This is a genomic window from Streptomyces spongiae (genome assembly GCF_009377185.1).
Classification (GTDB): domain Bacteria; phylum Actinomycetota; class Actinomycetes; order Streptomycetales; family Streptomycetaceae; genus Streptomyces; species Streptomyces spongiae.
In genome coordinates this window covers 1-4,132 of sequence record NZ_VJZC01000753.1, presented here as the reverse complement: position 1 = coordinate 4,132, position 4,132 = coordinate 1, and the positions used below count along the sequence as shown (strand labels likewise).

Sequence of the window (4,132 nt, the reverse complement as noted above, 5' to 3'; positions counted from 1 at the left end):
GCCCCGCACAACGGCACCACCGCCGTACGGCCCCCGAGCGCGCCCTCCCGTACGGCCGCCCAGCAGGCCGCGCCCGTGGACTCGACGTACAGTCCCCGCGACGCCAGATCCCTTTGCGCGTACCGGATCTGGTCCTCCGTCACGGTCAGGAATCCGCCCCCGGACTCCCTGACCGCCCGCAGGATCTGCCGGGCCCGCGGCGGGTGCGGGATGGCGATGCCCTCGGCGAGGGTGGGGGCCATCGGGGTCTGTCCGACCAGGTCGTCGGCGCCCTCGGTCCAGGCGTGGGCCAGCGGGGCGACCGCCGCGGATTGGACGGCGTACAGGGCGGGCCGCCTGCCGATCAGCCCCGCCGAGTACAGCTCGGCCACCGCGAGCCAGGCGCCCAGCAGCAGGGTGCCGTTGCCGACGGGGACCACGATCGCGTCGGGCAGGCGGCCGTCGAGCTCCTCCCACAGTTCGTGGACGTACGTCTTCGTGCCGTGCAGGAAGTACGGGTTGAAGACGTGGGACGCGTAGAAGACGCCCTCCTCGTCCGCCGCCTCCCGGGCCGCCCGCGCCGTCGCCTCACGGTCCCCGTCCACCTCGTGCAGTAGCGCGCCGTGCGCCCGGATCTGCTCCAGCTTCTTGGCCGACGTGCCTGCGGGGACGTACACCGTGCAGGGCAGCGCGCCCCGTGCGCAGTACGCCGCGATGGACGTGCCCGCGTTGCCGCTGCTGTCGGCGATCACCTGGCGGGGCCGCAGCCGCAGGGCCAGTTCGGCCAGCAGCACCGCGCCCCGGTCCTTGAACGACAGGGTCGGCATCAGGAAGTCCAGCTTGGCCGAGATGTCGTCCGTCAGTTCGACGAGAGGGGTGCGGCCCTCGCCCAGGGACACCGAGGGAGCCGACAGGGGCAGGCACTCCGCGTACCGCCAGAGCGAGTTCACCCTTCCGGTCAGGGACTTGAGCGGGGCCGGCGTGGGAGCGAAGTCCAGGTCCAGCGGGCCACGGCAGACCGGGCAGCACCAGACGAGCGAGCCCGCGGGGACGCGCGTGCCGTCGGAAGGGCAGTAACAGTCCGGCAGAGGTGTCATGACCGCAGCGTAGTTGTGCCGTTTGGTGACGATGTGTCATGACGGGCGCATGGCGGGCGCGTCCTGTCGGGGGATACGCGGAGTATGACCATATTTATGCAACAGTGACCTGTGCGAATCCCGCATCGGCATGCCCATGCCCTTCTGGCACCACCTATTGAGGAAAGGTCCCTCAGATGGCAGTGATGCGTCAGACCCGGCGAAGACTGGCCGGTGCGACCACGGCGGCACTCGTGGTCGGTCTCGTCCCGGTCCTTGCCGCGAGCGCCGCCGACCCCGAACCGGAAGGCCGGATCCAGTACGCGGGCGCGGCCGGCGCCATCAAGGACAGCTACATCGTGATCCTGAAGGCGGAAGTCGCCAAGGCCGGTTCCGACCAGGGCAAGGCCCTCGCCAAGGCGTACGGCGCGACCATCGAGCGCACCTACACGAAGGCCCTCAACGGCTACGCGGTCACGGCCACGGAGGACAAGGCGAAGCGTTTCGCCGCCGACCCGGCCGTGACCTCCGTCGTCCAGAACCGCACGTTCACGATCGACGCGACCCAGGCCAACCCGCCGTCCTGGGGTCTGGACCGCATCGACCAGGCGGCACTCCCGCTCAACCAGAGCTACAGCTACGACGACACGGCCGGTGAGGGCGTCACCGCCTACGTCATCGACACCGGTGTCCGCATCTCGCACAGCGACTTCGGCGGCCGTGCCGTCGACGGCTACGACGCCGTCGACGACGACAGCACCGCCCAGGACGGCCACGGGCACGGCACGCACGTCGCCGGAACCGTCGCCGGAACGGCCTACGGCGTCGCCAAGAAGGCGAAGATCGTCGGTGTCCGCGTCCTGAACAACTCCGGTGAGGGGACGACGGCGCAGGTCGTCGCGGGCATCGACTGGGTGACCGCCCACGCCGCCAAGCCGGCCGTCGCCAACATGAGCCTCGGCGGTCCGGCGGACACGGCGCTCGACGCGGCCGTCCGCAACTCCATCGCCTCCGGCATCACCTACGCGGTCGCGGCCGGCAACGAGACGGCCAACGCGTCCACCCGTTCGCCCGCCCGCGTCGCCGAGGCCGTCACCGTCGGCGCCACCACCAACTCCGACGCCCGGGCAAGCTACTCCAACTACGGTGCGGGCCTGGACCTGTTCGCCCCGGGCTCCTCCATCATCTCGCTCTGGCGCACCAGCGACACGGCGACCAACACCCTCTCGGGGACGTCGATGGCGACCCCGCACGTCACCGGAGCCGCCGCGCTCCATCTGGCGGACAACCCCTCCGCCACGCCCGCCGCCGTCGAGGCGGCCCTGGTCGGCTCCGCGACCACCGGCGTCGTCACCAGCCCCGGCACGGGCTCGCCCAACCGCCTCCTCAACGTGGGCGGCGGTGGCACGACGGCCCCGCCCGGCGCGCGCTTCGAGAACACCGCCGACCACACGATCCACGACAACGCGACGGTCGAGTCGTCGATCAGCGTGAGAGGGGTCTCCGGAAAGGCCCCGGCGTCACTGCGCGTGCCGGTGAGCATCGTTCACACGTATGTCGCCGATCTCCGGGTGCAGCTGATCGCGCCCGACGGCACGGCCTACACGCTGAAGGCGTACGGCGTCGGCGGCAGCACCGACAACATCGACACCACCTACACGGTGAACGCGTCCTCCGAGACGGCCAACGGCGTCTGGAAGCTCCGGGTGACCGACAGCGCGGTGCAGGACGTCGGGCGGATCGACTCCTGGGGGCTGCGGTTCTGATCTGACGTCTGCCTACGTTCGGGAACCCTGTACCGCCCTCGTGCGTCCCGCGCATACCATGCGCGCACGTCGTACGTCAGTTCCCCACATCCCGGACGAGAGGCAACGCCAGTCGTGGCCATACCCCCGCCCCCTGGGCCGCAGCAGCCCCAGGAGCCCCAGGGCCCGTACCTGCCGCCCCAGGGGCAGACCCCTCCGGGGCCGTACGCGCCGCCTCCGGGGCCGGGGACGCCGTATGCCGGCCCGGGGCAGCCGTACGGCTACCCCTACCAGCCCTGGGGGCAGGGGTACTCCCCGTACAACCAGCCCGCGCCCGTCAACGGCTTCGCGATAGCCGCGCTCGTGACTGGCATCCTCTGCTGCCTGCCGTTCGTCGGGCTGGTGCTCGGGATCGTGGCGCTCGCGCAGATCAGGAGGAAGGGGGAGCGCGGCAAGGGGATGGCCGTCTCGGGGATCGTGCTGTCGTCGATCGGCACCCTCCTGATGACCGTCTTCCTCGTCACGGGTGGGGCGGCCGCCTTCTGGGACGGCTTCCAGGAGGCGGCCCGCGAGAACGGCAGCACCTTCTCGGTGGAGAAGGGCGAGTGCTTCGACGCGCCGAACGGTTCCCTGGAGGGCTACGCGTACGACGTCGACACGGTGCCGTGCTCCGACGAGCACGACGCGGAGGTGATCGCCAACTTCCGGATGCCGGAGGGCGACTACCCGGGCGACGACGAGCTGACCGATACCGCCGACGAGAAGTGCTACGACCTCGCCGACTCGTACGCGATGGACACCTGGGCCCTTCCGGCGAACGCCGACGTCTACTACTTCACCCCCACCCGGCAGAGCTGGGGTGCGGGCGACCGCGAGGTCACGTGCATGTTCGGGAGCACGGACGAGAAGACCGGTCTGACGGGGTCGCTGCGCAAGGACGACTCGATGCTGACCGGCGACCAGCTCACCTATCTCCAGGCCGAGGGGATGTACAACGACGCCCTCGACACCGCGCCCGCCGAGGAGTACGTCGAGGACGACCTGCCGGGCCACAGGAAGTGGGCGGACCGGGTCGCCAAGGCCCTGGACGAACAGGTGGCGATGCTGGGCGAGCACCAGTGGGGCGACGACACGGAACAGCAGGTCGCCGACCACGCGGACGCCCTGAAGCGGGCGCGCGAGCAGTGGGAGAAGGCGGCGGAGGCGGCCGACGCCGACGTCTTCTACGAGCACTACGACAGGGCCTTCGAGATCGTCGACGGCACCACGGCGATCACGGCCCGCAAGGCTCTGGGGCTGGCCACGACCCCGCCTTCGTACGGTGAGGAGGGC

General features: G+C 70.8%; 3 protein-coding genes. 2 read left to right on the top strand and 1 reads right to left on the bottom strand.

Annotated elements, in window-relative coordinates; genetic code table 11:
* A partial coding sequence (locus FNH08_RS46045; protein WP_152777655.1) for a threonine synthase occupies positions 1 to 1,076 on the bottom strand: 1,076 nt, incomplete at its 3' end.
* 176 nt (positions 1,077 to 1,252) lie between these two features.
* Here FNH08_RS46045 and FNH08_RS46040 point away from each other — a divergent pair.
* Together FNH08_RS46040 and FNH08_RS46035 are read left to right on the top strand one after the other, a co-directional pair.
* On the top strand, positions 1,253 to 2,821 hold the full coding sequence (locus FNH08_RS46040) for a S8 family peptidase (RefSeq protein ID WP_152777653.1): 1,569 nt from the start codon (positions 1,253 to 1,255) through the stop codon (positions 2,819 to 2,821).
* 114 nt (positions 2,822 to 2,935) lie between these two features.
* Positions 2,936 to 4,132, top strand: a 1,197-nt coding sequence (locus FNH08_RS46035) for a DUF4190 domain-containing protein (RefSeq protein WP_322726524.1), incomplete at its 3' end; no start/stop codon positions are given.

Coding starts and splice junctions, on each gene's coding strand:
- FNH08_RS46040 (WP_152777653.1), top strand. CDS start 1,253: ATGGCAGTGATGCGTCAGACCCGGCGAAGACTGGCCGGTGCGACCACG.